The 25,396-nt window shown below is 47.9% G+C and carries 26 protein-coding genes and 1 pseudogene; 9 read left to right on the forward strand and 18 right to left on the reverse strand.

The annotated features are described in order from the left end of the window. Window positions 1–8: 8 nt before the first annotated feature. The 4 genes from QOL74_RS13185 to QOL74_RS13200 are packed head-to-tail and all read right to left on the reverse strand — an operon-like array spanning window position 9 to window position 2,776. Entirely contained in the window at window positions 9–758 is a 750-nt protein-coding gene (locus QOL74_RS13185) for a hypothetical protein (RefSeq protein WP_283409961.1), read from the reverse strand. Then, complete coding sequence (locus QOL74_RS13190) at window positions 755–1,522, reverse strand: hypothetical protein (RefSeq protein ID WP_283409962.1); 768 nt, start codon at window positions 1,520–1,522, stop codon at window positions 755–757. The genes QOL74_RS13185 and QOL74_RS13190 overlap by 4 nt, the downstream gene beginning before the upstream one ends. Then, the gene (locus tag QOL74_RS13195) at window positions 1,503–2,399 is read right to left on the reverse strand and encodes an ATP-binding cassette domain-containing protein (protein WP_283409963.1); all 897 of its coding nucleotides are present in this window, start codon (window positions 2,397–2,399) and stop codon (window positions 1,503–1,505) included. The genes QOL74_RS13190 and QOL74_RS13195 overlap by 20 nt, the downstream gene beginning before the upstream one ends. After that, the gene (locus QOL74_RS13200; protein ID WP_346771752.1) at window positions 2,396–2,776 is read right to left on the reverse strand and encodes a GntR family transcriptional regulator; all 381 of its coding nucleotides are present in this window, start codon (window positions 2,774–2,776) and stop codon (window positions 2,396–2,398) included. The genes QOL74_RS13195 and QOL74_RS13200 overlap by 4 nt, the downstream gene beginning before the upstream one ends. Before the next feature lie 173 nt (window positions 2,777–2,949). On the opposite strand from QOL74_RS13200, the gene QOL74_RS13205 reads away from it, so the two are divergent. The 5 genes from QOL74_RS13205 to QOL74_RS13225 are packed head-to-tail and all read left to right on the forward strand — an operon-like array spanning window position 2,950 to window position 7,606. Beyond that, window positions 2,950–3,660 carry a metal-dependent transcriptional regulator gene (locus QOL74_RS13205; RefSeq protein ID WP_283409965.1) on the forward strand — a complete coding sequence of 237 codons (711 nt, stop codon included), beginning with the start codon at window positions 2,950–2,952 and terminating at the stop codon, window positions 3,658–3,660. Continuing rightward, window positions 3,657–4,586 (forward strand): metal ABC transporter solute-binding protein, Zn/Mn family, encoded by a 930-nt coding sequence (locus QOL74_RS13210; RefSeq protein WP_283409966.1) that lies wholly within the window; start codon window positions 3,657–3,659, stop codon window positions 4,584–4,586. Before QOL74_RS13205 ends, QOL74_RS13210 begins: the two co-directional genes overlap by 4 nt. An 11-nt stretch (window positions 4,587–4,597) precedes the next feature. After that, window positions 4,598–5,338: a metal ABC transporter ATP-binding protein gene (locus QOL74_RS13215; RefSeq protein ID WP_283409967.1), complete on the forward strand. Its 741-nt coding sequence runs from the start codon at window positions 4,598–4,600 to the stop codon at window positions 5,336–5,338. Between the two features lie 4 nt (window positions 5,339–5,342). Beyond that, on the forward strand, window positions 5,343–6,470 hold the full coding sequence (locus QOL74_RS13220) for a metal ABC transporter permease (protein ID WP_346771753.1): 1,128 nt from the start codon (window positions 5,343–5,345) through the stop codon (window positions 6,468–6,470). Continuing rightward, window positions 6,470–7,606 carry a metal ABC transporter permease gene (locus QOL74_RS13225; protein WP_283409968.1) on the forward strand — a complete coding sequence of 379 codons (1,137 nt, stop codon included), beginning with the start codon at window positions 6,470–6,472 and terminating at the stop codon, window positions 7,604–7,606. The genes QOL74_RS13220 and QOL74_RS13225 overlap by 1 nt, the downstream gene beginning before the upstream one ends. 122 nt (window positions 7,607–7,728) lie before the next feature. On the opposite strand, the gene QOL74_RS13230 is transcribed toward QOL74_RS13225, so the two are convergent. After that, window positions 7,729–8,433 (reverse strand): M48 family metallopeptidase, encoded by a 705-nt coding sequence (locus tag QOL74_RS13230; protein ID WP_283409969.1) that lies wholly within the window; start codon window positions 8,431–8,433, stop codon window positions 7,729–7,731. 354 nt (window positions 8,434–8,787) lie between these two features. Between QOL74_RS13230 and QOL74_RS13235 the strand changes: the two genes are divergently transcribed. The 4 genes from QOL74_RS13235 (at window position 8,788) to QOL74_RS13250 (ending at window position 12,785) form a co-directional block, all read left to right on the forward strand. Continuing rightward, window positions 8,788–9,195 (forward strand): ArsR/SmtB family transcription factor, encoded by a 408-nt coding sequence (locus QOL74_RS13235; protein WP_283409970.1) that lies wholly within the window; start codon window positions 8,788–8,790, stop codon window positions 9,193–9,195. Window positions 9,196–9,252: 57 nt separating this feature from the next. Further along, the gene (locus QOL74_RS13240) at window positions 9,253–10,218 is read left to right on the forward strand and encodes an ABC transporter ATP-binding protein (RefSeq protein ID WP_283409971.1); all 966 of its coding nucleotides are present in this window, start codon (window positions 9,253–9,255) and stop codon (window positions 10,216–10,218) included. Next, window positions 10,215–10,949, forward strand: a complete 735-nt coding sequence (locus QOL74_RS13245) for an ABC transporter permease (RefSeq protein ID WP_283409972.1) — start codon at window positions 10,215–10,217, stop codon at window positions 10,947–10,949. The genes QOL74_RS13240 and QOL74_RS13245 overlap by 4 nt, the downstream gene beginning before the upstream one ends. Window positions 10,950–11,459: 510 nt before the next feature. After that, a complete protein-coding gene (locus tag QOL74_RS13250; protein WP_283409973.1) occupies window positions 11,460–12,785 on the forward strand; it encodes a YjiH family protein in 1,326 nt (441 codons plus the stop codon). A gap of 135 nt (window positions 12,786–12,920) precedes the next feature. Here QOL74_RS13250 and tatA read toward each other — a convergent pair whose 3' ends face one another. The 13 genes and pseudogenes from tatA to QOL74_RS13310 all read right to left on the reverse strand — a co-directional run. Then, on the reverse strand, window positions 12,921–13,127 hold the full coding sequence (gene tatA / locus QOL74_RS13255; protein WP_283409974.1) for a twin-arginine translocase TatA/TatE family subunit: 207 nt from the start codon (window positions 13,125–13,127) through the stop codon (window positions 12,921–12,923). Window positions 13,128–13,163: 36 nt separating this feature from the next. After that, window positions 13,164–14,687: a flavocytochrome c gene (locus QOL74_RS13260; protein ID WP_283409975.1), complete on the reverse strand. Its 1,524-nt coding sequence runs from the start codon at window positions 14,685–14,687 to the stop codon at window positions 13,164–13,166. Window positions 14,688–14,732: 45 nt separating this feature from the next. Continuing rightward, window positions 14,733–15,113 (reverse strand): FMN-binding protein, encoded by a 381-nt coding sequence (locus tag QOL74_RS13265; RefSeq protein ID WP_283409976.1) that lies wholly within the window; start codon window positions 15,111–15,113, stop codon window positions 14,733–14,735. Window positions 15,114–15,400: 287 nt separating this feature from the next. Next, the gene (locus tag QOL74_RS13270; protein ID WP_283409977.1) at window positions 15,401–16,816 is read right to left on the reverse strand and encodes a sigma-54 interaction domain-containing protein; all 1,416 of its coding nucleotides are present in this window, start codon (window positions 16,814–16,816) and stop codon (window positions 15,401–15,403) included. Window positions 16,817–17,093: 277 nt separating this feature from the next. After that, window positions 17,094–19,019, reverse strand: coding sequence for an alpha/beta fold hydrolase (locus QOL74_RS13275; protein ID WP_283409978.1), 1,926 nt, complete (start codon window positions 19,017–19,019; stop codon window positions 17,094–17,096). A 161-nt stretch (window positions 19,020–19,180) separates the two neighbouring features. Beyond that, a complete protein-coding gene (locus QOL74_RS13280) occupies window positions 19,181–19,588 on the reverse strand; it encodes a YggT family protein (RefSeq protein WP_283409979.1) in 408 nt (135 codons plus the stop codon). Window positions 19,589–19,954: 366 nt separating this feature from the next. Next, on the reverse strand, window positions 19,955–20,719 hold the full coding sequence (locus QOL74_RS13285) for an N-acetyltransferase (protein ID WP_283409980.1): 765 nt from the start codon (window positions 20,717–20,719) through the stop codon (window positions 19,955–19,957). Between the two features lie 423 nt (window positions 20,720–21,142). Continuing rightward, window positions 21,143–21,280 (reverse strand): FAD-dependent oxidoreductase, encoded by a 138-nt coding sequence (locus QOL74_RS18475; RefSeq protein WP_430383874.1) that lies wholly within the window; start codon window positions 21,278–21,280, stop codon window positions 21,143–21,145. Then, window positions 21,225–21,884: a flavin monoamine oxidase family protein gene (locus QOL74_RS13290; protein ID WP_283409981.1), complete on the reverse strand. Its 660-nt coding sequence runs from the start codon at window positions 21,882–21,884 to the stop codon at window positions 21,225–21,227. Before QOL74_RS13290 ends, QOL74_RS18475 begins: the two co-directional genes overlap by 56 nt. A 132-nt stretch (window positions 21,885–22,016) precedes the next feature. Continuing rightward, the gene (locus QOL74_RS13295; RefSeq protein WP_283409982.1) at window positions 22,017–22,673 is read right to left on the reverse strand and encodes a type 1 glutamine amidotransferase family protein; all 657 of its coding nucleotides are present in this window, start codon (window positions 22,671–22,673) and stop codon (window positions 22,017–22,019) included. A gap of 292 nt (window positions 22,674–22,965) precedes the next feature. Further along, window positions 22,966–23,397, reverse strand: a complete 432-nt coding sequence (locus QOL74_RS13300) for a PLP-dependent transferase (protein WP_283409983.1) — start codon at window positions 23,395–23,397, stop codon at window positions 22,966–22,968. Continuing rightward, entirely contained in the window at window positions 23,397–24,143 is a 747-nt protein-coding gene (locus QOL74_RS13305) for a trans-sulfuration enzyme family protein (protein WP_283410051.1), read from the reverse strand. Before QOL74_RS13305 ends, QOL74_RS13300 begins: the two co-directional genes overlap by 1 nt. Further along, window positions 24,135–24,889: pseudogene (locus tag QOL74_RS13310) on the reverse strand (NAD(P)-dependent oxidoreductase); the annotation flags it as partial. The pseudogene QOL74_RS13310 and the gene QOL74_RS13305, both read right to left, overlap by 9 nt. Window positions 24,890–25,396 lie beyond the last annotated feature (507 nt).

The following is a 25,396-nucleotide window of genomic DNA, read 5'->3' on the forward strand; positions in this document are numbered from 1 at the left end:
CAATTCTCTCAGTGGGGGCCAACACCCTGAACCAGAAAATGAAGATCTTCAGGCACTCGAACCCATTGAATAATACGAAATTCTGGAATCATAAAATGGAAATCCATCTCCTGTGAAATGCTTCCATTCTTTATGATATTGTGCTTCTCTTGAAAATGAAAGAGCAGCGGATTGGGTGACAACCTGTGCCGAACAATTTCCGTCTGATGAATCTCCGGTTTCAGACGGCCTTCTGTCATGGTCCACGACCAGGGAACCAGCTCCTGACTAATCTCCACCTGGTCAGTATAAGTTCGTTGTACAAATTGTGATATTTCCACGTTTTCCACTTCATCTGTCACTTCCACCATCAGCTGGTATCGATACATGTGGTCGAACTGGTCATGATCCCGATGCCGTGAGGCAATTTTCAAAGGACGGTCCTTTGAGAAATCATTGAGAGCCACGGGAATCTCCCGCACATCAAGCAAAACGAAATGTTCATCCTCGACCAGATCTTCCAGTGTCATAGTATCTGCATTCTCCACCACACTCATAAAGTAAGAGTCGGGCACTCTGACCGGCTCATTTATTTTGTCAGCACCCTGCATCATGGTTGCCATGAGAGGTGAAAAAAACAGCAAAATGAAGTAAATGGCCATTACCCAGATTGATATCTTTTTAGAAATGCGACTTTTCACTATTTTGCTGATTCCCAGAATTAAAAGAACCAGGAAGAGAAGATTCAAAATGACCCAAAACCCCGCCATTGCCATCACGCATTCACCTCCAGATTACGAATTCCCAGATAACTGATCCCATAAAGCGCTCCAATGGTGACGGCCATTTTCAGAAACCAGATCATGCCTCGTGTTTCGTGAAGATAGAAATTGACTGCAGATTCAATAGTGGATCCAAATGCAGGGCCCAACAGGCGCGCTGCCAGTACACTTCCGAAGATAAGCAGGGCAATCAAAAGAAATATCCCCAGAAAGAACCGGCCTTTAAAGCGGGCTCTGAGAATGCCCACCGTATAGGCGGCCGCCCCAAACATCAGCAAATACAGCGTGGCAGTGACAAAGAGACTCACATAGTTGATGAAGCCCACCTCTGAAAAAGATGCCTGCAAAGTGACATTTTCATACAAGACAGAGACCATCACCTGAAGAAAAGACTCTGACAGCAACAGAGTGACGCCCCCCGTCACTGCAAAGATCTCCAGGACGGCAATATCAGAAAAATAGGCGGTAAAATTGTTGGAGACAAGGTAATACTCCCGGCTTTTTTCTCCGGCCAGATGCAGCCCCTGCAGGAGCATCCAGATGATAGTGAAAAAAATCAGGGGGACGCTGCTGGCAATGCGTACCGTATAACTAAAGTATTCTGTTCCAGACCCGCTCATTCCCACATTATTGGCAAGGAAATATCCCAACAGCTGAAGAATGATGAGATACATAAACGCATTGGCATTATGATAGAGCTTGTCTCTGGTTTGCCGGAGGGCGATGGTCATCTGGGTCTCTTTATGAATGATAGAGTTCATCGATGCCGCCTCCTTTTCGTTGTGTCAGATAGATAAAGCTGTCTTCCAGGCTGATGCCCGTGGTTTTTAGCACTCCGGCTTCTTCCTCTTTCAGCTGTAGCTGTTGAAATGCTTCTCTTTTGACGACTATCTGCCGGATTCCCGGACCAAAGTCTTTTCCTTCATACACCTGCAGCTTTTCTTCAATGGGTTTGATCGCCTGGGGAGAGCCCTTCAAAGCCACCAGAAACGTTTGAAATTCTTCCAAAGCGCTGTGCAGCATGACTTTACCCCCATGAATCAGCAACATATTTTCCAGTATCTGTTCCATTTCCCCCAGGTAATGGCTGGCAATGAGTATGATTCGGGGTACTTTAATGTAGTCCTTTAATATCACTTCATAAAGATCTTTCCGCACCGTAGGGTCCATCCCGTTGGCGGGTTCATCCAGAAGTGTGATGGGCGCCCGTGCAGCCAGAGTGATGATGAGCCGAAAAGTACTGGCCATCCCCTTTGACAGCTTGGAATACTGCCGCTTTTCATCCAACTGAAAGTACTCCAGCAGTCCCCTTGCCAGTTTTTCGTCAAAGTTCAGGTAGAAGCGGCCGTAAGAATGCACTAACTCCTGTAACGTGGCATTGGCATGGAAGGTCATTCTCCCTTCGTTCAGCACCACATTCTGCGCCACGTTGATATTTTGAAAGGCCGGCTCACCTAAAACACGGGCTTCGCCACTGCTGGGCCTCAGGAAACCTGCCAGGATTTTAAACAAGGTGGTTTTCCCTGCTCCATTCACACCGATAACCCCGGTTAGTGTGGGTGCTTCAATCTGAAAGCTGCACCCATTCAGCGCTCTTGTGCCGCCAAAATCTTTTGTCAGTTCTTCGCATTGAATCATAGTGTCTTCCCACCTTTTTTCATTTCATTTTCGATGGCCTTTATCAGTTCTGCCTGTGAGATTTCCAGTCGTTTGGCTTCTTCCACCAGGTTTCTGATCTGTTCTTTCATTACCTGGCCCCGCCGCTCTTCCTTCACGATTGTCAGTGCATCAGCAGAAACAAACATTCCCAGTCCCCTCTTTTTATAGACAATGCCTTTCTCCACCAGAAGATTCAACCCCTTGAGAGCCGTTGCCGGGTTGATTCCGAAGATTTCTGAGAGCTTGTATTGGGAGTAGATTTTTTCTTCCGACCTGACATGCCCTGAGAGAATTTCATTCTCCAGCCAGTCTGCAATTTGCAGATAGATGGGTTCTGTGCCCTCCAGCTGTTTCACCACTCACCGCCCCCTTCAGAGTAGCTCACTAAGTTAGTGTTGTAACTTAGTATATCTTCAGATTTCTTTTTTGTCAACATAAAGGATGTTTAGACCAGCCTTGATGGGGTAATTATCAGGTATACCTTAACATTTTTCACTTGCTATCCTTATTGCAAAGGGTGTGTATTCTAATGAACCGCGGCGAAGAGGATTACCTGAAAGTGCTTTACGAACTTCAGAGTGCCAGTGATAAGCCTGTGAGCAATGCAACACTGGCACTCACCCTCGATCATTCTGTTCAGTCAGTGAATGAAATGATCAAAAAGCTGGCATCAAAAAGCCATGTGGTATACACCCCTTACCAGGGTACCCGGCTGACTCAAAGCGGAATAAAAGCAGCTGTTTCTCTCCTGCGAAAGCACCGGTTATGGGAATACTTTCTACATGAAAAACTCCACTATTCATGGGAAGAAATTCATGAAGAAGCCGAACTGCTGGAACACGTCACATCGGCAAGGCTGGAGGAATCCCTCTTTGATTTTTTAGGCAGACCGGCGTACTGTCCCCACGGGAACCCCATTCCCACCTTTGAGGGCCATATGCCTGATCTGCCCCTCATCTCATTGATGGAGGCTGAGCCGGGCAGCAGTTACAAGCTGGTGCGGGTAACAGACGAACAACAGGTGCTGGCTTATTTGCTGGAAATCGGACTGAAGCTGGGAGACAAACTGCAGGTGGTTCGTAAAGACAACATCAGCGACATTATCACACTGAAATTGCAGCATGAGCACATTGCCATTGGCTTTAAGGTGGCCAAGTTGCTCTACGTTGAATGCTTCCCGAAAACAAAACAGTCAACACTTCCCGATGAACAACCACAAAGAATGGAGGATCTCACATGAAAAAATGGAAATTAATCACAGTGATCATAACAGCGGCTGCCTTAGCAGCTGTGGGTTGCAGTTCTGCACCTGTTTCGGAAGAAAGCGACCAGTATCAGGTGGTGGCAACCACCACCATGCTCGCAGACCTGGCCCGGGTCATCGGAAGCGATCACGTTACCGTCACCGGCCTCATGGGGCCAGGTATTGACCCCCATCTTTACAGTGCCAGCGCCGGTGATGTGGAAACCATCAGTTCGGCCGATCTGATACTTTATAACGGCCTCCATCTGGAAGCAAAGCTGGGTGAAGTGTTCAGTCAGATGAGAAGTCAGAACAAAAAAGTGGTGGCCGTTGCTGAAGCACTGCCCGAGGAACTCTTCCTGGAATCCGATGAGGAAGACGAAATATACGACCCCCATATCTGGTTTGACGTACAACTGTGGAAAATGGCAGCCGAGGCTGTACAGGATGCCCTGATTGATTTGGACGAAGCCAATGCAGATGCTTACCGGGAAAACTATGAAGCCTACGCAACCCAACTTGATGAACTGGATGCCTATATCCTGTCCCGTGTGGAAGAGCTTCCCGAAGCCTCTCGCGTACTCATCACCGCCCACGATGCCTTTGCTTATTTTGGCGAAGCTTACGGATTTGAAGTGCTGGGACTGCAGGGTATTTCGACCGTCAGCGAAGCCGGTACAGCTGATATTCGGGAACTGGCTGACTATATTTACGAAAAACAGATCAAGGCGATTTTTATCGAATCATCTGTTCCAACCCGAAGCATTGAAGCCGTTCAGGAAGCCGTCAGTTCCAGAGGCTTCGATACAGCCATCGGAGGAGAGCTATATTCAGATTCTCTGGGATCTGCCGGTACCGATGCCGAAACCTACATTGGAACTGTCCGGGCCAATATCGACACCATTGTGGATGCATTGAAATAGGAGGCACAGCCATGAATCAGGAACACGCACTGATCGTTGAAGACATGACAGTCGCCTATCAGACAACCCCCGTACTCTGGGATATTGACATAAAAGTACCCACGGGTGTTCTGATGGCCATCGTCGGCCCAAACGGTGCCGGCAAATCAACACTTATCAAGGCCGTTTTGCAATTGATTAAACCAATCTCCGGCACTGTGACCATTCAAGGCAGCAGCTATGAAGCGCAGCGAAAAAAAATTGCCTACGTGCCCCAACGGGGCAGTGTGGACTGGGATTTTCCCACCAATGTTTTAGATGTGGTCCTCATGGGACGTTACGGATTTCTGGGTTGGATTAAGCGCCCCAGCCAGCAAGACCGTCAGCTGGCCATGGACGCCCTTCAAAAAGTGGGAATGGAAGCATTTGCCCAGCGTCAGATCAGCCAGCTCTCAGGCGGCCAGCAACAGCGGGTGTTTCTTGCCCGGGCACTGGTCCAGGATGCGGAAATATACTTCATGGACGAACCTTTTCAGGGTGTCGATGCCAAAACAGAACAGGCAATCATGGTGCTGCTGAAAGAACTCCGGGCCTCCGGTAAAACCGTGGTGGTTGTCCATCATGACCTGCAAACCGTTGCCGACTATTTTGACTGGGTAACACTGCTCAATACCCAGCTGATTGCCAGCGGGCCTGTGGCCGATGTTTTTACGGAAGAAAACCTGAGAAAAACCTACCGCAGCACCGGCAAGGTGCTGCAGAGCGAGGAGTGATTTGATGCTCACATCGTTGGGACTTGATTATACATTGTTGGTTGTATCGGCAGGTTCAGGACTTTTGGGACTTGTCAGTGGTGTTCTGGGTGTTTTTGCAGTCCTGCGAAAACAATCTCTTCTGGGTGATGCCGTGGCACACGCGGCATTGCCCGGTATTGCCCTGATGTTCCTATTGACCCAGACTCGCCAGACAGAATTGCTTTTGCTGGGAGCCACTCTCACCGGTGTTCTTGCCACAGGCACCATCATCGCCATTGACCGATTTTCCAGGATTAAATATGACAGCGCCCTGGCCCTGATTCTTTCCGTTTTCTTTGGATTTGGGCTGGTACTCATCACCTTTATTCAAAAAATTCCCACTGCCAACCAGGCCGGGCTTGATAAATTCATCTTTGGCCAGGCCTCCACCATGCTGGTGCGAGACGTGCGCCTGATGATCTGGGTCACGTTACTCATGCTGGGCCTGACAGTGCTCTTCTGGAAAGAACTGAAAATGTTTTCTTTTGATCCTGGTTTTACCGAAGTGGCCGGCTTTTCCACACGCCGCATCAATGCACTCCTGTCTGGAATGATTGTGGTTGCCATTATGATCGGCCTCCAGACCGTTGGCGTTATTCTGATGAGCGCCCTCATTGTGGCACCAGGCGCGGCGGCCAGACAGTGGTCAGACCGGCTGTCGGTGGTGGCACTGCTGGCCGGCTTTTTCGGGGCTGTTTCCGGCCTCATTGGAACGCTGATCAGTTCATCCATCACCAAAATGCCCACTGGTCCCACCATTGTTATTGTCTTAAGCCTGTTTACCCTTATAAGTCTGTTATTGGCTCCCAACCGGGGTTTGCTGTGGCAGCACCTGCGCCAGCGGAAAAATCAGCAGATGATCTCTTACGACAAAGTTCTGACAGCCATCCATGAACTGGCCATGAATCACGAAAATCACCAACATACCCACGCCATGGCCATGATTCAACCGTCAAAAAATATTGCCGGCAAACCTTCCAAGGCACTCCAGGCCGCAGTTGAAAACCTGGAGCAACGGGGGCTGGTGCGGCGAAATGAAGATAACCAGGTGGCCATCACCCCCGAAGGAATCCGGCATGTGAACCGGCATCTCGTGAAAGGAGATGAATAATGAGCGCTCAAGGCGAAATTTTACTGATTGCCATCATTGTTTCCACTGCCTGCACCATTCCCGGCATGTTTCTGGTGCTGCGTTCCATGGCCATGATGTCCGATGCCATCACCCACACCATTCTTCTGGGGATTGTCGCGGCCTTCTTTATCGTCCACAGCCTCACTTCTCCCTTCCTGATTCTGGGAGCAGCGCTGATGGGACTTCTCACCGTCTTTATGGTGGAATCTATCACCAAAACCAAACTGATGGCTGAAGACTCTGCCATCGGCATTGTGTTTCCTTTCCTATTCAGCATTGCCATTATTCTCATCACCCGTTATGCCGGATCGGTGCATCTGGACACAGATTCTGTGCTGCTGGGAGAACTGGCTTTCGCTCCCTTCAACCGATTTGTGTTCCTGGGGGTAGATATGGGGGCCAAAGCCATCTACGTCATGGGAGCCGTCCTGCTGATGAACCTGCTGCTGGCTTTCGTGTTCTTCAAAGAACTGAAAATCGCCACCTTTGATCCGGCACTGGCAGCCGTATTGGGATTGGCCCCCACCCTGGTTCATTATGGTTTAATGGCTGCAGTTTCCATCACCGCCGTGGCTGCTTTTGAAACGGTGGGTTCTATCCTGGTGGTTGCCTTTATGGTGGGACCACCTGTCACAGCCTATTTACTGACAGATGACTTGAAAAGGATGATGCTCATCAGTTTTGCCGTTGGAGCGCTCAATGCATTCCTGGGTTTTCGGATGGCCATATGGCTTGATGTTTCCATTGCGGGATCCATGGCTACTTTGACAGGCATTACCTTTTTTATGGTTTTCTTAATCGCTCCCAGCAGGGGTATGCTGTCGGTTTTTCTAAGACGACGCCGGCAAAAAGTCGATTTTGCTGAAAAATCCCTTCTTTTTCATTTACACAACCACGAGGGAGACCCCGATGAGGCGCTGGAAAACGGAAGACATACCATTTATGACCATCTCCACTGGCCCCATGATTTTCTGGACCGGCTGGTGAAGCGGCTGATTGACCACCATCATGTGGTGGTGGAAAATGATATCCTGAAGCTCACTGATCAGGGCAGAGCCTACGCCATTCAAAGCTATGAGCAAATCGTTGCAGGAATACAGGTTAAAGAAAAGTAGCCCGAATGGCTGATGCCCGGCAATAACCACGTTTCCTAAGAACTGCGTTTTTTAACATCAAACAGCCGCAGTGCTTTTAAGAAAAAAGGCACTGCGGCTGCAGCTGTTTCTGCCGGCCATGTTTACCCGGACAATTCACCGCGAAAATCCCGCCACTGTGGCAGGAACTGGTCCATCAATCCTTTAAACCGTTGATTATGATGGCGTTCCAGTAAATGAGCCAACTCATGAACCACTATGTATTCCAGGCATTCAGGCCGCTTTCTGGCCAGCTCCAGGTTGATCCAGATGCGTTTTGCCTGAATGTTGCAGGTTCCCCACCGGGTCTTCATACGTTTGATCCCCCATTGGTGAACTTTAACCCCCATCACAGGTTCCCACTTGTTGATGTAGTGAGGAATCAGCTTCTTTAACTGTTCCCGGTACCACTGGTAGAGAAGTGCCTCCCGTTTCTCTTTGGTATGCTCCGGCTGCACATATATCTCCAGGCATTCGCCTTGCTGAACCACCCGTTGTTGTTCCTGTTGATGGCTCACTTCAATCACCTTCAGCCGGTACATTTTTCCCAGAAAACCATGGACTTCGCCTGTGATATACTCCCTCACGGGAGGTTTTTCCCGGGATTCGAGCCGTGTTTTGTGTTTTTTGATCCAGGAAAGCTTTGCCCTGACAAAAGCGTTGATGGAGTGATCATCCACCCCACGGGGCACTGACATCCTCACCATGCCTTCCGGCCCCCGAACCGTCAGGTTGATATTTTTAATGTTTTTACGCACCACCTGAATGGTGATGTCGTCGATCACCAGATTTTTCACCGAATTCTTCAACGGCATTACCCACCTATCTCCATTTTATGTATCCGCTCCATATATGTGCTATGAAATTCTCAAACCATCCTGCTTATTCCCAGATTTCCTGCGTTTCACTCCTGTGGCGAATTCAGGGTAAAAGAAAGAAACCCCGGGATCAAACATGCTATTTTTATTAGATACCCCTCTTCAGACTGCTCATTCGCTTTTGATCATAAACAGCAGCAGTGACACACGCGGTTCCATCAGAATGCCATCTCTGTATACTACACCTTACCATAAAGCAGGTATTAAAAAAGCAACAACCAATCATTGACGCGTTTACTTTAGTGGTTTATAATTTATTTTAGTGTTTACTTAATTAAACAGGAGGTGATCATTATTCCTGAGTTATTTGAAATCCTCAAATCTTTATCTGACGAGACTCGATATCATCTGATTAAACTGCTGTTAAGACACGATTATTGTGTTGGTGCTTTAGCCCACCATCTGGGTGTTTCAGAATCTGCAGTTTCACAGCATCTCAAAATTCTGCGAAACGCCGGAATCGTAAAGGGGGATAAAAGAGGCTATTTCACCCATTACTATGTTGACCGGCATCTTCTGAAACAGGCAGCAAAAGAACTTAACGAGCTGGCTGATTTGGCGCAGGGTCTTTCGGAGTGTCATCAATCAGCTTCAAGCAAACATTCCTGTTGCAAAAAAACAGGAATAACGAAAGATCGCCCAGGCGAGGATCATCATCAAAAAAGTTTCATGACTGATGAAACAAATCTCTGAAAAGAACAGAATTTTACATGACTTGCCCGTTCTTTTTGGCTTTAGGAGGCGGCTACGGTGCACATTATTGACGTTAAAAATCTGAGTAAACGATTTGGAGATTTTACTGCAGTGAAAGAGATCAGCTTTTCGGTTGAAAAAGGAGAGGTTTTTGGCTTTCTGGGTCCCAACGGTGCCGGAAAAACCACGACCATTAACATGCTCACAGGGCTTGCACAACCGACATCCGGTGAAATCATGATTGCCTCACAGGACGGCATTAAAGATATCAAAAAAGTACAGCAGATCATCGGAATCGTTCCGGATGAAAGCAACCTGTACGATGAGATGAGTGGGTATGCTAATTTGGTTTTCTGCGCTTCTCTTTACGGCCTGGAGAAGGCAACACGTGAAAAGAGAGCCCTGGAACTTTTAAAACAGTTTTCCTTGGACAACACAGGCGACAGACCATTCAAAGCTTATTCCAAGGGCATGAAGCGAAAGCTGACCATTGCTGCTGGCATCATTCATGAACCGGAAATCCTTTTTCTGGATGAGCCCACCACCGGGATTGATGTGGAAAGCGCCCGACAGATCAGGCATCTGATCAAAACATTGAACGCAAAAGGAACAACCATTTTTTTAACCACCCACTACATTGAAGATGCAGAGAGGCTCTGTAACCGTATTGGATTTATTGTCAATGGCAAGGTAATAAAAGTCAGCAAAACCAATGATTTGATGAGTGAAGCGCAACAGGAAAACATCGTTGAGTTTTTCATTGAAAAAAGCGAGAGTGAGCTGGAAGCGGCTCTTTTACATCAGTTTCCTCAGGTTTCCATTAAACAGTCCTCGCCGGACAGCATCAAAATCAGTTCAGTTGAAAGAGTTCAACTGATGCCTTTTATGCGTTTTTTTGAAGCACAAGGTGTTGTTGTCAGTGAGGCAAGGATTCTGCGCCCTTCCCTGGAAGAAGTTTTTGTCAATATCACCGGGATCGAAATCAATAAACTGAAAAAAGAAAAGGAGGGGAAAAAGAAATGAGACAACGAATGGCTTTCTGGAGTATTTTGGTGAAAGACATGCAGAACTACTATCTTAAGCCGCCGAATATCAGCTGGGGCATCATTTTTCCCATCTCTTGGACTCTTATGTTCTTTATGCGATCATCAACACCGGTGGATATTCGAGATATTCTCCCGGGGGTCATGGCCTTATCAGTCTTATTTGGCACCACCTCCATGCTTGCCGTTACCATTACTTTTGAGCGAAAAAGCCGCTCTTTTGAGCGACTCCTGCTGGCACCCATCAGTCTAAATTTGTTAATGTTGGCCAAAACCACAGGGGCCATTGTGTTTGGTATTGTCAATGCCTTTGTTCCAGTGCTGTTTGCTTCTTTTCTGGTGGATCTTTCTGGCATTCACTGGGTTACAATGATCGTTGGTGTTTTCCTGATTGCGGTTACATCAACTTTCCTGGGACTTTTTATTGCGGTATCTGTCCGCGAAGTTTTTGAAGCTCAGACCTTTTCAAATTTTTTCCGTTTCCCCATGATGTTTCTTTGTGGATTGTTCATCCCCATCGAAAGCCTCCCTGTTTTTGTAAGACCCATTTCTTATGTATTGCCGTTGACCTATGGTGCTGATCTGCTCAAGTTTTCCATTAACCAAAACGGTCATATTCAGCTGTGGATCAGCCTCATTGTTCTGTTGGCTTACAGTGTCGGACTCTTTCTGATTAGCACCCATAATATTAAGAAAAAATGGATTTACTAGACCTTTACCAGACACCGATGTGGGTATCGCTCTCTGTTCCCTTAACATTATTGGCTGAACCACCTTCCAGTTATCAGGTGCCTTTATACGTAACATGATATTATCTCCCCTGGCGCCCCTACTGAATATTCTGGCAGCCTTGGAAATCTTGTCAGTGTTTTTCGAAAAGATGAGAAAACCGCCAGCGCCTGCTGTTTAGCGCAGCGAGTTCAGGCGCTGTTTTCGAGACTTTTGACTAAAAACACACAAGATTGGAGTCCGCTGCCCTGACCAAAGCCCTTTGACTCCAACTTCGAGCCTGCCCCAACGCAGGCTTTTTTTATCGCCTATTCCATCAAAGTAACTGTAGGACGTCATTGACTATGATCTCGTTCTATTTATTGCCGGCCCGAATCTGCCTTAAACGTGTAGAAGGAAGAGTCATCAAGATGATTGACCGAAATTTAAGATCCGGATATAATGGGTTTGTTATGCATCAGATCATTAAGCATCAATGTAAAGGAGCCTTTCATGGATACAAAATCAGATGACACAACACGACAAACTCCCCCAAAAGTGCTCAGTCTTATGAAGTTTATCCTAAACAGCACCATCGGCATTTGCATTTATTTCATTCCCTTTACCATTGCCGGCAGAAAAACGATTTTACTGGATCATCTGGTCACCGCCATCACACGAAATGCCCTGACTTTTGGCGCTTTGGTGACACTGGGAATGATTCTTGCGGGAAGCCTGCTGCCATTTTATGAAAAAAGCTGGAAACGGGATGTGCCCTCGGTGATTATCACCTGCCTGAAACTGCTGGGCGCAGCTCTTGGGGTAATGGCATTTTTTCACCTGGGCCCTGAATGGTTACTGGCCTCAGACATGCTGCCGCTCTTGTTTTATACCATCGCCACTTCAGTTGCCCTGATTGTTCCCCTGGGATCTTTTTTCTTAACCTTTCTGACCGACTACGGCTTAATCGGTTTTCTGGGTGTTATCCTGCAGCCGGTGATGAGGCCTGTCTGGAAGATTCCGGGAAGTGCCGCAGTGAATGTGGTCGCTTCTGTTGTGGGGAGTTTTTCAGTGGGTATTTTCATGGCAGACCAGTTTTTCAGGGATCAGATGTACACCCGCCGGGAAACAGCCATCGTTATCACCGGATTTTCAACGGTTTCAACCGCATTTTTCGTCATCGTTGCCCGCAACCTGGACCTGATGTCCATATGGCCCACTTTTTTCGGCGCATCAATCGTGGTCACTTGTTTGGTAACTGCCATCACTGTCCACTTACCTCCCCTAAAACATTTTGGAGAAGAAGCGCCACCCGAAAAGGCAGAACAGGTGACAAAAGGCCATCTTTTCTCGCGCGCCTTACACCAGGCCACTTTGGAAGCTGGAAATAATCAGCAGGCGCTGAAATGCATGCTTAAGAATGTTAAAGAAGGCATCATCATGAGCCTTCGTTTTCTTCCCCTGATTCTATCCATTGGCACCATCGCGTTTTATATGGCCAGAATGACGCCATTCTTCGATTTTGCCGCTAATGTTTTCCATCCCCTTGTTCGCCTTTTGGGTATTCCAGATTCACTTGCTGTTACGAAAGCCATTGTGACAGCAGGCGTTGACGTCACCATGCCTTCATTGATGATGGCTGGTATGGAAGCCTCTTTGGCCGCACGGTTTACCGTGGGTGTGTTTTCCATTTCGTCGGTACTGTTTCTGGCAGGCACCGTCCCCTGCATTCTGAGCACCACCATTGGAATAACTCTCAAAGACCTGATGGTGATTCTTGCACTGAGAATGTTTTTTTCGCTGATCCTGTTGAGTCTGCTGATTCGCTTGATTTTTTGACCACACATTCCACAATTTCCAGAAACGCCTGATCGTTGAGTTTTAGGAAAATACCTGTCTGTCGTTTCATAACGTTGGTCTTTTTTTCCAAAAAACCACCTGCCTCTTTTTGGGGCAGGTGGTTTTGGCAGCATGTTATTCTTTGTTGTCTTCAATGTCTATCGACTTGGTAATTTCTCTGGAAGCCTTTCGAAATTCCCCGATACCGTTTCCAATCGCTTTTCCGATCTCCGGTACCTTTGAAGGGCCAAATATCAGCAATGCAATCCCAAACACCACCAGTAATTCCTGAAACCCTATTCTTCCAAAACCCATTTTTTTCACCTCGTTTTCTGTTCCCATCAAAACCCTGCGTTTGATCAGTTCTTATGGCAATCCCTATGCTTTCGAAGCTTCCTGCCCGGCAATGCGACCAAAGACGATGCAATCGGCAATGGCAACACCGCCCAATCGAACAGCCCCGTGAACTCCGCCTGTGATTTCGCCGGCGGCATAGAGTCCTTCTATTGGTTCGAAATCCTGGTTGATTACCTGGGTTTTTTCATTGGTAACTAACCCACCCATGGTATGATGCACACGTGGCCAGAGTCGGGCAGCGTAGAAAGGCCCTGCTTCAGTTGGCTGTGCTCCTTCCAGAATGGCACAGTTGAAATCATCGTCTTTTCCCTGGATCACCATTGAATTCCAACGGTCAAGGGTTTCACTAAACGCGGCCGAATCCATGTTATATTCCTGTACCAGTTCGTCGATGGTGTCAAACTTCTTTACCGCTCCGTTTTCCAGTCCTTTTTCCAGTATATGAGGCAGCACCTGGCGTTCCACTGCATAGGAATCACCAATAATGAGAACAGGTTCACCGATGGCAATGATGGCGTCCGCCCTTACCTTACGATTACCGGTTTCGGCAATGAACCGTTTGGCGTCCTGGGGATTGACCATCAATCCGTACCCGACCAGACGCTCGCAGAACTGGGGGACGTAACCGAAACCCTTTTCGTCGGGGCTTGTCCAGGGGCCCAACTGAATCCAATCCATGTGAACATCCATGGCGTTCACTTTCAAGGCTTCCCGCAGTGCTTCACCGGTAGCTCCCACATGGTTAGTTGTTTCAAATTCTTCCGTAATACGAGGGTCCTGTAAGATCCGCATGCGGGCATCCCCTGAAAAGCCTCCGCTGGCCAGCACCACTGCTTTGTTGGCTTTGATAAACAGTTCTGTTCCGCTGTCTTCATCTCCAAAGCGGTAACCGTCTCTCATTTTTATGCCCACAATTCGCTTCTCATCGCTCTGAATAAGTCCTGTGAGCTTGCGGCCATTAATGGAGGAAACGCCGAGAGATTCAAGTTTTGCAGCCATGGCCAGAATAATGTCAGATCCGGTTCCATTACTGGTGGTGTGTGTTCTGGGAACAGAATGGCCGCCATGAAAGGCGATTCGAATATATTCCACCCCAAGATGATCCATGGTCCATTCCAGGGCCTCATTGGATTTTTCCGTCAACACTTTGACTTTTTCCGGATGATTCAGAAAAGACCCTGAACGCATCATATCTTCTGCCATTTTTTCTGCGGAATCTTCAATTCCATTTGCTGCCTGCATGGCTGTTCCTGCACAGGAAAAATCACCGCCATTGATCATGGAGTTACCGCCAATTAAAGGCATTTTTTCAATCAACATCACATCGGCGCCCGTTTCTTTCGCTTCAATGGCCGCTGCAAAGCCGGCAAAGCCGCTGCCGACAACTAGCACATCTGTTTCCTCATTCCAGACAATGTCTTTGTCTGATTGAGTGTCTTCGGCAAGCTGGCTCACACAACCCGGCAGCAGGCTGACTCCCGCCAGGGCTGCTCCAGCTATTGTGGCTTGTTTTAAAAACTTTCTTCTGTCAAGTGATTGGCTCATGTTCATCCCTCCAATAATTTTTACTGTATCGTTTCTGCTCTCCGGTTACTCGACTTTCGACAAAGCATCTTCTATGGCCGTTATAACGCCACCGCTGGAACCTGTCGCCCCGGCAACCGCGTCAATGCCTTCGATTGTTTGCTTTTGAAGTACTTCATCAATGACTGCCTTGAAAGCACCCTCAGAAAGCCCCGGGGTATCACCGGATTCAATCACTTCGATTGCCGTGATCACGGTTCCTTCGAGTATCACTTCTGCAACTATTTCACTGGCATACCCTTGTCCGGTTCCGGTAACCGTCTGAACTGTTACTGGTTCATCCGTCGCTCCAGCGCCACCACAACCACCGAGCGCAATTGACATCAAAATCAACAGCATCAGCATCGGCATCCTGGCGTTTTTATTGCTTTTATCTGCTTTGATCATTTTCAATCATCCTCCTTTCATTTTCGTTCATTATCTCTCTCTTTCCCCTTAATAAAGCATGAAGCATGCCAACTTGGAAATTTTGTTAAATATTAAACAGTTTTTCATCCCCATGATGCATTTGCAGTGAAATTTTTCATTTTCGCCCTAACAATCGTTCACACTTTCTTTAAGTAAATGTATCCATTCTGCAACATCTTCAATTTCGCACGAAAAAAACGTTGCCATTTGACAACGTTTTTGACTCTTGATAACCTTTCATTACTTTTGACGACTTTTGACAGCGTTTATTTCTGCAGATGATACGACTTCATTTTTCTGTAAAGTGCAGTGCGATGAATGCCCAATTTCTCGGCTGTCTCATTGAGTTTTCCGCCGCAGTTTGCCAGCATATACTGAATGTACTTTTTTTCAACAGTTTCAGTCACTTCTTTGAGTGTTCCTTCCAGACCAAGCAGTTTAAATTCATGACCTTCTGCTAATGATGCTGCTGATGCGATTCCGGTTAAATCAAACAGGTCTTGGGAGAGGGTACTTAACCTGCAAATGACGCGGCGCTCCACTTCGTTTTTCAACTCACGCACATTTCCCGGCCAGCTATGGTGCTGAAAGGCATTAAGCGTATCTGCATCCAATGTGACATCCAAATCGTACTTTTTATTCAATACATCCAAATAATGATTCACCAGCGGGAGAATATCTTCAGGACGTTCGCGAAGCGAGGGGATTGCAATGGGAAATACATTCAGACGATAAAAGAGATCCTGGCGGAAAGTGCCTTCATCTTTCATTTTATCGAGATTTTTATGGGTAGCAGCAATGAGGCGAAAATTGATTTTTCTTCCAGCATGACTTCCCACCCGGCGCACCACGCTGTCTTCCAAAACCCTCAGAAGCTTGGACTGCAGGTGAAGAGGGAGCTCAGCGATTTCGTCCAGGAACAAGGTGCCCCCATCAGCTGCTTCGATCAACCCGATGTTTCCTTCTGGATTAGCACCGGTAAATGCACCTTTTTCATAACCGAACAACTCGGATTCCACAAGATTTTCAGGCAGTGCCCCACAGTTTACCGATATAAAAGGACCTTCTGCCTGTTTGCTGTGACGGTGCAGGTATTTTGCCAGCACTTCTTTTCCTGTTCCGGTTTCACCATGAAGAAGCACAATGCTGTCTGTGGAGGCAACTGCATTGGCTGACAGGATTGCCTGCTGCATTTTCGGGCTGGAGGCTATGAAATTTTCCTGTTCCAACAGACACCTGCGCAAGTACTCAACTTCTCTTTTTCGCTGAGCAACAGCTTCACTGGATTCGCTGCTGATAAACTGATCAATGAGAGCTTTGGGCCGGGCACTGGTGATCACCAGTTCCACTTCTCCATTTTGATCAAAAACCGGTGTGCTGGTGGACAGATAGGTCAGGTTCATCTTTGTTGTCAGCAGACTGGTCACGGCAGCTCTTTTCTCCACCGCCTCAATAGCGTTGGTTTTGGTGTAATGGCCCTTTGCCACCAGATCTTTCACATTGGAGTTAAGGAATTGAGACAATGACAAATCCAAAACCAATGCCGTGGTTGAGTTGGAGAGCAGCACATTTCCCTCCCGGTCTGTTACGAACATAGGGTCTGGGAGGTTTTGCAGAATATGACGCAACTGACTCTGTTCGCCATTCTTGATACCATCTGTCTTCTTCAGTTTTTTGGTCATTTTGAGCACCACCTGTTTAGAACATGATTTGCAACATCATGTCTTTTGCACCGCATACTTGTCATTCATTTTAAATCATTTTTTGCATAAACAAAAGCTTTTCGCAGATTAATGTTAAGCATTGCTTTCGGGCTGCCGTGTTTAACTTTTGTAAAACATCAGATGAAATAATCATTAAACTCCAGATATATGGCATCAAAAAACTCCCCTGGCTGAATCCGTTTTACAGGATTACGACAGGGGAGCCCGTTTGTCAACAGTATGTGGCGTTGTTTTTCTACCTCAGTGCTTCAAAAAAGAAGTTCGCCAGGGAATCTTCCACTGCTGCGGTTACATCAGGCTGATCACTGTAGAACCCATACCCGTGGTCGGCATTGGGCACCACCCTCACCGTTGCCGCTTCATAGGCTTCGGCTACCGCCTGGTTGACACCGGCACGCACCACGTTGTCCTGGTCACCAAAGATGACCAGCATGGCACCGTCATAGCCGGCGATGTTTTCAAGAGGACGGGAAGCAATCATTTCGTCAAACCAATTGAGGCTAAGCTGCTGCACCTGTCCCCACTGGGTGGTGAAATCAGCGTAGCCTTTTTCGCTTTGGGCTTCTTCGTAGAGTTGGTCAAACGCTTCCTGTCCGCCCAGGAAACTGACCATCATTTCCTGCCCCCAATCGGCGGAAGGTGCCAGCAGGCCCATGGCCTTGTAGGGTTGATCATCTTCGCTGCCAATGTGCAGGGCGATTCTGCCGCCCATGCTGTACCCCATGATGCCCAGACGCTGGGGGTCAATGGGGTAGTTTTCCAACAGATAGGCCAGACTGGCATTGGAGTCGGAAATCATGTTGGACAGGTAATTTTCGGTGAAGGGCTCGGTACTGTCACCGCATCCGGGGAAGTCCATGCGGATGGTGGCAATACCTCGGCCGGCCAGTGCTTCAGCCACACCGCCGAACCCGCCGTTTTCCTGACGACTGCCCCCATGCCCATGGTTCATCACCACGGCGGGGAAGGGGCCGTTACCCACGGGCATGACCACTGTGGCGGGAACTGCCCGCCGGCCATTCATCACAGTGACTTCTTCAATGGTAAATGCCGGTTGCAGGGTAACGTCAAACCAGTTGACGGTGGCGTCGATGAGCTGATCAAAAGCGGTCATGTCACCGGTGAAGATATTGAAGGTATGGTCGGCGCCTTCCAGTATCAGCTGTCGGGAAGCCGGGTTGGCAGATGCTTCCACAATGAGGGCTGCATTGGCAGGAACGACCACATCATCTTCGCTGCCATTGACGGCCAGCACTGGCGCGTTGGAATCACCAAACACTTCCAGCACATCGGTGTTGTACACATCTTCAAACCACTGAAGGCTGACACGCAGCGGTGAACGCCATCCAAATTCGCGGAGGAAAAAGCCGTCTTCTTTGGCCGTTTCGTATTCTTCTTCAGAGCCGCCGATGGTCATATCAGGAGCGCCGGCCCAGGTGACCACTGACTGGAAGGAACGGTTGTCAGCGGCAGCCAGCATGGCGATGGTGCCGCCCTGGCTCCAGCCCATCACACCGATTCGGGTGGCATCGACGGCTTCCAGGTTCGCCATGTACTGGAAAGCGGCGTTGGCATCGGAAACAGCAGTGCTAAAATTGTATTCAATGTAGTCCACCTGGCTGTCGCCGGTGCCGATGAAGTCAATGCGAATACTGGCAATACCGGCTTCTGCCAGCGCTGGAGCGGTTAATGCATAGCCGCCCCCCGCTTCGTCTTTCTCAGAACCGGTGCCGTGAAGCATCACCACAGCGGGGAAGGGACCGTTACCCAGAGGCAGGGTCACGATACCGGGCACCTGGTAACTGCCATTGGGAATGGACACATCATACGCCATGAAGGCTTCCTCGGCAGGTTCTTCAATAATGACTTCAGAAACGGGAGGTGCCGGTTCTTCTGCTGGTTCCGGCATTGGTGCCGGAGCAGGTTCCTCCGGTGCCACTTCGCCTGGAACTGGAATTTCCAGCACTGTGCCGATTTGCAGCTTTCGGGCGTCATGAACGCCGTTGAGTTCAGCAATCTCGCCCCATTCAACACCGTACTTTATCCCCAAGTCCCACAGGGTATCTCCTTTGACCACGGTATAAGAAAGCGCATAAACACTTGAAAAGCTGGATGCAACCATGACTAAAACGATGATTACTGCTAACACTTTTCGATTCATTCTTATTCTCTCATCCTTTCGTATGAAAAGTCATTCAGGGTGAAGGTTCGCTATGGATGAAACCTTTCTCAGGTCATGCCCAGGTCATGCCATCGCCCTCTTTCCTTCATTAACTTGCTTTGTTTATTTACCCCGAATTCTGAGGCTGTAACGGTGGCGGGCTATAGTTTCCTTTCTTCCTTTCTTTGGGGTTGTGCCACCGTGGTGTCAGCTCTATTTGCTGGAACAACATCAGGATCCCGGCCAATGAGCAGTCTGCGAATGAGGCCTGCAATGATGGCCGTCACCACCAACGCAATCACTGAGGATGACTCAAAGATATGCAGCATCTCATAGTTTTCTAACATTACTTCGGGAAAAATCCCGTCAAAAATACTTGTTAAAGGTGACGTGATCGAATAAAGCATGGCGATAAACTGATTGGATGCGTTGGCACCCAACAGCTTAAAGATGAATCTGAATGCCAGCAGAATTTGGACAACATAAAAGAAAATGCCCACGTAATAGGCGACTTTCTGACGCCCACTTCCCTGGGAACCGTAAGTCCTATTCCAGTTTTTTCGAGTCATTACAAATACCTCCAAATTGGTGGATCGATGGATAATGAGACGCTTCTATTTTCTTCCAGTGATCAAAGATATGACTAACAGGATCAAAAAGATGAGTGAATACCGTAACATAACGTCAACTCTTTTATTATTAAACAACCTGTGATAGATGTTATGTTAATACCCGCGGGCGCACCATCCAAACAACGCGAACGAACATTTATTCAGCGTTCAGTTATGTCAACCCTGCTGTTTGTCGCCTGCTCACGTCTTTTTGCCCGCTTTACTTTTGTCCCTTGCAAAGAAAAAACGACTTCTCGGCTGCAAAGCAGCTGTCAGTCGCTTTAAGATGACCAACCACAGGTACATATTGTCGCGTGATTGTCTTTATTTAAGCGAAGCAATCTTATCAAACCTGCTATCCATACAGACACTCACATCAGTTGTCATGAATTCCCCATTATAAAACAAAGAAAAAATCGTCGCAGGTGTTGGGGCAGATTGCGCCTGCTCCATTGTTTCCAGTTTAATGACTTTCATATTCAGCTGCCTTTTTTCAACAGTTTCTGCCAGCGACTCCCTGACATGATATTCGGTAAAAGGACAGCGGTTCGAATAATAGACCACATAACCCTTGTCATCCGGACATTTGCCCCGTTTCGCCTGCTCATTAAAATGGGGCATCGAATCTTTTCCATTGAATCGTAAGCTCAATAAAGAAAAACCGGCAGGTGTGGTGTCACATTCTACAAATCCCTGCTTCAGCAGCCATTTTGTATCACTCATGAAATGATACTTTTTGGTTCCCACCACCGTTACCAATCCATCTTTTCCCTGTTGTTCTGCATCTGTTATAACCTCTTGAAGCAACGCTTTTCCATGTCCATTGCCTTTGTATTTCCCTGAAACCCAAAAACAACCGATCATGATATCCTTCGGAGCAGTGACAGGTATCCACGCTTTTTCTGCCGGTCCATATTCAATAAACACTTTTGCTCTTTCATTGATTCTGCGAAAGACAAAGCCCTTTTCAAACTCATTTCGAAGCCATTTCTTTTTCAGTTCATAGCCCTTTGCACACTTTTTATCCGAAATGGCACAGCAAATGTGCTCCTGATCAATATTGGTTTGATCAATGGTCATATAGCTCATGAGATGCCTCCTTTTTCTTATTCTGACACATTATTCCGCCAGAGTACCCAAGGATTCCTCCATAGTAACCAGAGGCAGGGGGATGGAAAACCCCACGGGGGAGTTGAAGAGGATGTGTGTTCATGATGTCCTTCTTTCTTCAAAGAATCGACTTGCTCGGGCTGCAAGGTAGACTGACAACCCTCTGACCATCAAATCATTTTTAGTTTTGATGAACACTTCTATCATATCAATTTTGATGTTCAACCACAATGTCCTCCGCTTATATCAGCAAATTTCAGCTTATTTCCTACACAGAGCCATCAGACAACCCTGTCCATCGACAGGCGACCAACCGGTTTTCTTATATAACTGCTATATCTGCAGAAAAAGCTCCCCACTTTTCCGGGAGCTTTTTCATGTGCCATTTATCGAATATCAGATTCAATCTTCCATGATTGCTTTCGCGGCTCTCATGCCTGAACGCACGGCACCTTCCATAAAGTTCGAGTACTCTGCTGCAGTCTCAGCCCCAGCCCAGTGTATGCGGTCCACCGGCGCTGCCGTCGGGTGAGATGGAATATTCGATTGATTCGGTGGAACCCAGGCCCGTGAGTACCTGGAGAAGGGACATTTCCCAAGATTCTGCCGAATACAGGTTTCTTGAGATGAAGCGGTAGAAATTCAGCGCATTCTCATCCTGTGCATGATCATTCAGCCAGTTTTCGAAAGACATGTGGTCATACTGAACCGCCTCTTTATTTTTCCACGGTGGTATAACAGACAGAGACTCCGCCAAAGTATCCAGTTCTACCCGAAGCCGGTCCAATTCACGCCGTGATGATTGAGGAAGGGCAGGTTTGTTGCCTGTGAACCTGATTCTTTCCCCATTGAGAATCAAAACGGTATCGCCTTCTGCATGCGTGCGAAATGTTTCCAGTCCCAGCTGATCAATCAGTTTCAATATTTCTGTTTTCTGTGGCCCCACCCATTGACCGCCAATTTCAACAACCACGCCATTTTGCAGCATATGCCCGGCCGTTCGGCCGCCCACCCTGTCGCGGGCTTCCAGCACAATCACACTGTACCCGGCCTTTTTCAGTTCACGCGCCGCCGTCAGTCCTGCAATTCCAGCTCCAACCACTACCACATCCGCATCTGGCTGGCTTTTCTTTTCCTTGTACATCTCCGATTACTTCCTGTTTGATCGAGTCAGCAGTTGTCTTGCTGTAAGCATACCCAATCAATGGACCTTCACCACCAGAAAACAAAAAAAGTCTCCGGAAATCCCGGAGACCCGTGCCATCTATTGTTGAATTTATTCCATTGATTCCGTTGATTCCATTGATTCCATCAAACTGTAAAAATACCTGGATTCCCTCGTTTGATAAAGGTGATACCATGCTTCTACTGTATCCGATTTCATCACCTTTATCTTTTTAAATACTTCGTATGCGAATTCCAATGGAGCAAGCCCTGTGGCCGTTATGACATTATCATCTACTACGGTTGCAGCATTGATATAATGGTGACTTCCAGCATAACCCGGGCAAGACATTTTTAGGTAATCCTTATCATTACTTGTATGCTTTCTATTATCCAATAAGCCATTTTGAGCTAATGCGGCTGTCGCGCCACAAATTGCCGCAACGATCACCTTCTGGTTGATTACATTCGATACCATTTCCAATATGTTTTTATTTTTTTCATCCATCCAGGTATCTGCTCCAGGAAGCACGAGTAAATCGCCTTCTTTGAATATAACTTGATTGATATCCATATCCGGCGTAATCGTTATGCCACCCATTGTTTTAATTGGCTTCAATGAATTTCCAATCATGATGAGCTCAAATTTTGTGTTTTCAGCAAAATACCTGCCACTATTTAGCTCTGCCGTTATGAAACCAATTTCCCAGTCAGCCAACGTATCCAGCACATAGATATACCCTTTTTGACAGCTAAGTTCATTTGTCATGATACTCCTCCTATTCTTTTTCCTATGACTGCCTTACATCGAATAGCGCCTAACGCTTGCCTGCCCCTCTCAATGAAATCAGCTTTTTTGAAGGGTGAAGAAAGAACGCTGCAACTCCTTGAACACCTGAAACTGCTGCACATAAACCCCATGGTTTTTCCTGTTCGGGGTAAAGCGCTGGGTTTGATGGGAAGTAGGCGGTTCGCTATTGGACAGGATTCGGTACAGCCCCGTCAGTCCCAGTTCCTGTTGCGGTGACCGGCAGATGATCTCTCCTGTGACATCACTTTCATCACAGCTTCTCCAGGGCCTGTTCAAAATCGCCGATGATATCTTCCACATGTTCAACGCCCACCGACACCCGGATCACACCGTCCATGATCCCCATTTTTTCCCGTTCTTCCCGGGGAACCTTGCCATGGGTCATAAGCGCCGGAATTTGCACCAGGGTATCCAAATCCCCCAGGCTGACAGCAAAGTAGCAGAGCTTCAGCTGAAAAACCAGTTCCTGCACTTTTTTCAGGTCACCCTCAATCTCAAGGCCCACAATACCACCAAAATCATTGAAGTATTTTTGGGCCCGCCGGTGGAATGGGTCGTCGGGCAGTCCCGGGTAACGCACTTTTCGGATTTTCGGGTGCTTCTCCATAGCCCGGGCAAAGGCCAGGGCGTTTTCACAGTGCCGCTCCATCCGCAGGTGAAGGGTTTTCAGCCCCCGCATCATCAGTGAACAATTATCGGGGGAAAGAACCGGCCCGATGTCCATGTGCTTTTTTTTCGCAGCCCTTCGCAAAAGGCTGTACTGCCCACCACCACACCCGCCACAAGGTCGCCGTGGCCGTTGATGTATTTGGTGCCGCTGTGAATCACCGTGTCAATACCCCAGTCCAGTGGCCGAAAGAGGTAGGGGGAGGTGAAAGTGTTGTCCACCACCGTGTGGACGCCGCTTTTCTTTGCCCAGGCTGCAATTTCATCAAATTCCGGAATCTCCAGGGTGGGATTGGCAACGGTTTCGAAGTAAACCATCCGGGTATTGCCACGTTTCGCCCTGTTCAGATTTTCTGCTGTGAGGTCCTGCACAAAGGTGACGTCGATTCCCAGATCCTTCAGCACATGGGCCATCAGGTTGTAGGTGCCTCCATAAACGGTCTGGGCATAGATTAGGTGGTCCCCGCTTTTGCAATAACCCAGTATGGCCATCGTAATGGCCGCCATGCCAGACGCAGTCACCAGGGCTGCTTCTCCGTGCTCCAGGGCGGCGATTTTTTTCTGCAGGGAGATCTGGGTTGGATTCCGGGAGCGACCGTAGGTATAGATAATCTCTTCTTCCCCTGCCGTACCCTGTAACCATTTCTCCAGCCGCTCTTCCGTAAACACAAAGGTACTGGTGCGGTACACCGGCTCCACCAGGGCCTCCTCATCCACCAGGGCACCCCGGGAGGTATTAATAAAGAAAGCATCCGGTTTCATCTGATGCAGCTCTTCCCGGTTAATCATTTGAAAGGTCTCTGGGTATCCTTGCTGTGGACGGTGAGGACATCCGCCTCCCGCGCCAGTTCCAGAAGTGTGGCGGCAAAAACCGCGCCATCCTTTTCCGCCTCCGGCAGGTAGGGATCGAACACCATGATCTTCATCCCAAAAGCCCGGCAAATATCTGCCACACGGCGGCCGATACTGCCGTAGCCCACGATGCCCAGGGTTCTTCCCTTCATTTGAAATCCCTTGTAATGCACATAGGGGGTTTCTTTGCCCAGTGCCCAGGTCACATCTCTGCGAAGCCCCGCCTTGGTGTCCTGTATCACCGCGCTCTCTTCAGCTGTGTGCAGGCCCATTTTCAGGTCATGGTGGGCATTGGGAATACGGCGCATGACAGCCAGCATCATGGCAACGGTGTACTCCGCCGTTGAATCTGAGTTGCGTTCCGGGGCGTAGCTGAGGGGAATGCCTTTTTCCCGGAGATAGCCGTCGTCCACATTCACCGGATTTGCCCGGGTACAGACCACCAGTTTCAGCCGGGGAGAGCTGTCGATGACCTTTCGGGTAATGGGGTCATAGCTGGTCAACAGAATCTCCGGTTCATTGGCTGCCATGAGAGCTGCCATTTCATCCTCCGATAAAATCCGCTGCTCCGTTGTCCAGCCTGCATAATGGATCTGAAGGTTCTTTTCCAGCACTCCGATCTGTGTACTGGTTTCCGCTGTGCACAGTACCTCCATCGACTTCACTCCCCATTCAATTTTGTTGTCACCCTGTTCAGGTTTCGATTTTCCTGTTCTTGCACGACTTGTTCCTATTCATCTCTATTTTATCCTTATTCTATCATTGTTCCGAAAATTCCGACTCACCTTTTTTGTGAATCCCTGAGCTTCATGTCCATTTAAAATTCTTATGCTTTGATACCCTCTTTTTTTGGCATCATATCAAAAGCTTGTTCGTATAAGATAGTAAGAATAATCACATTTTTCAACGCTTTAGAATTTAAAGTAAGAAAACCAATGCCATAGACACGAACTCAATCTGCAGTGAAATCAGGTAAATGCCTGGAAAATCTCCAAAAAAGAAAAAGGCCTTGTGCCAGTGGAAGACATATTTGAAATGGCAGATTATCATGACGCACAGCAAGTTGAAACAGAATGTATCAAGAAGGAGGAGGCTGAAAAAATAAGCCCTTCTGAGAACATGTTTGAAGAAATCCATAGGAGCATCCAACACAGAAATAAGGA

It is taken from the genome of Anoxynatronum buryatiense (assembly GCF_900182905.1).
GTDB classification, from domain to species: Bacteria; Bacillota; Clostridia; order Peptostreptococcales; family Tindalliaceae; genus Anoxynatronum; species Anoxynatronum buryatiense.